The sequence below is a fragment of the Aneurinibacillus aneurinilyticus ATCC 12856 genome, assembly GCF_000466385.1.
GTDB lineage: Bacteria > Bacillota > Bacilli > Aneurinibacillales > Aneurinibacillaceae > Aneurinibacillus > Aneurinibacillus aneurinilyticus.
Window position 1 is genome coordinate 1 of record NZ_KE952924.1, and the last position, 2081, is coordinate 2081.

A 2081-nucleotide genomic window follows, 5' to 3' on the forward strand; every position below is an offset into this window, starting at 1 on the left:
GTAGGTGTCCAAATTCATTAGGGGGCTAAATAGTAAAAGCCCCAACAGAATAAGGATTCTGACTCCAGTTAAAGGAGACACCTGACACGAACTTGGAATATACCTGATGTCCATAAATTTCCGCTAAATTCATTAGAGCATATTGGATACGCTCCCGTTCAGGTAAGCTGCCCCATGTCAGTGCCTCATCCGCCCATGTATAGCTTGCTAAAATCACAGCATGTCCATTTGTACCAATTCCATAACTTGGGTAATACGTAAATCGAATTGGCAGGTCAGTTATAGATTTACCACCATGTTGACCCTCTTTTTCCCAAAATCTACTCTTAAACTCAATTCCAATTTTTGTTGAAGCTATATAGTTGAGCTCGCGAATGGCCCTTCGCTTATAGTAGGAAAAAGAAGCGTATGGTTCGATTTTTACAAATCGTAAGGCTGAAAATGGAATGGTCACGATAGCAAGATCACCTGATATCGTGGAATGTACCGCAGTTTGTTGATGAATACAATGGATTGTTACACCGTATTGATATTGAGAAATTTTCATCATTTTTTGATGGAACAAAATATCTTCTTTTAATTGCGGAAGAAATGCATACGGTAGGCGATCCATTCCTCCCGTTATCTCATAATAAATAGTCGGGGATGTGAAAAGTATTGATTCTCGTAATACTTCAATAAAGGACATTCCCATGTATGCTTCCATGTCAAGAAGTACACCAATCATATCGATTGCCCCATCTGAAAAATGAGAGCTTAAGAAAGAACCTAGCGAATGTTTTCTATATTGTTTTTCTACAAGATGCCAATTTTTCACTGGATTTTGATTAATAAAGTTGAGTATAGGTTGTATAGCTGAAATCATTAACTTTTCAGCTGTTTTCCCTTGTTCATTTAAAGCCACTGGGTATTTTAAAATATTTGGATTACGTTCAAAGATATTAAGACGTGTTTTGATACCATTTGCATAAATGATGTCCATCGGATTACGATTAATAAATAAATTGGTAGGTAACTTAAATTTTTTAATATATTCTAAGGTTAAAGTATGATAATTAGGAATACGCATTGGCCCAGCATTGAAGTATAACCTATCATTAAAGGAAGAGCGCAAAGTATAAACACGTCCTCCCACTCTATCATTCGCCTCCAGGATGGTGACTTTGTGTCCTGCATTCTTTAATAAAGATGCTGCGACAAGTCCAGCTAACCCGGCACCAATAATTATAATATGCTTGGGATAGTGTGATATTTGAAGACCCTTTCTAATGATAGTCAGCATATGTTCATTCATTAATTGAGAATTCATGCTATTAGGTATCCTCTCTTTTCCTTTTAAAAAATATTTATTGCATTATATTCAGTAAAAAGGATACCTATGTACTATTTCAATCAAATCAATAAATATTAGATTAACGCCAGAAATCAAAACAGCAGCAGCCATAAACGAGAACATAAAAATCCTAACACCCGCCCCCATGTAAGCCCGGGCTGGCTCGTCTGTTGCCTTTTCGAGGTTTTCCCTTCCTTTACAAGCTCACTCATAGCTCCTACTGTTTCTTCAATAGCCTTTCTCAGGTATTCTGGATGTCCATTTATTCCAATGACGTTCCCTTGTGCATCCCTTACAACCCCAAATTTTGTAGCTACAATGGTCTTGGAACGTGTGCAAATTCTTTTTCCATCACAGACCACTGTGTATAGCAATGTCAGTAGAGCTCCCTCCTAGACTAACTTCTTCAATGTAAGATTAATGTAAGAACGTAGACAGATACAGGAAAGTATCTTCCGTTAGAATAAGTGGTAAGAAAATTTTTCAAAGAAAGGATGGTAGGAAACACAAACAGTTAAAAGCAGGTATTAAGATTTGTGTTTAATGCAAATATCCATTCCTAAGGAATAGAAAAAACTTACTTATTAATGAATGAAATTTTTAAAATATACCTTGGAACAAGTTCAATCTTTTAGGGTAAAGATAGTATTTCTCGATTTGAGGCCATCTCTTCAATAAGAGCTACGTAGAAAAGCGACGACAGTAATTTGTAAAAATATCAAGGGTGTTGATTATCCAGTATGATCCA

General features: G+C 36.2%; 1 protein-coding gene and 1 pseudogene. Both read right to left on the reverse strand.

Annotated features, from left to right (window positions below; genetic code table 11):
* Positions 1-31: 31 nt before the first annotated feature.
* A pseudogene (locus HMPREF0083_RS25840) lies at positions 32-1309 on the reverse strand (flavin monoamine oxidase family protein); the annotation flags it as partial.
* 116 nt (positions 1310-1425) lie between these two features.
* Positions 1426-1707: a hypothetical protein gene (locus HMPREF0083_RS30300; protein ID WP_187374808.1), complete on the reverse strand. Its 282-nt coding sequence runs from the start codon at positions 1705-1707 to the stop codon at positions 1426-1428.
* Positions 1708-2081: the final 374 nt, after the last annotated feature.